General features: G+C 46.6%; 1 pseudogene. It reads right to left on the reverse strand.

Features of this window, described 5'->3' with window-relative positions:
- Positions 1-221: pseudogene (locus HBA93_RS19725) on the reverse strand (integrase); the annotation flags it as partial.
- Positions 222-339 lie beyond the last annotated feature (118 nt).

The following is a 339-nucleotide window of genomic DNA, read 5'->3' on the forward strand; positions in this document are numbered from 1 at the left end:
GGTGATGATTTGTATTGGGTGATAAGCCCGGCAAGGCTTTCATTGTCAGGCTGCACAGCTGCTTTAGAAATTGCATTGAACTCGGATACAAATCCGGCGGGGTCTTTAACTGGGTCTATCGAGAGGCGAGGGCCACCTCTCCATGCATAATAATATGTATGAATTTTCCCGTCTGATAAGCGCTTTTTTACCTTATGCAATCCCTTAAGAGGTACGCGCATGTTTTCTTGCCTTCCATGCCTCTAAAGCGGATAGGTTTGAATAGTCCGCATTACGATCTAATGATGAAAGCCACTCGTCAAGACGCTGCCTTAGAAAGCGCTGACCTCTGGTTGATGG

This window comes from Ochrobactrum sp. SFR4, assembly GCF_019730395.1.
Lineage (GTDB): Bacteria > Pseudomonadota > Alphaproteobacteria > Rhizobiales > Rhizobiaceae > Pseudochrobactrum.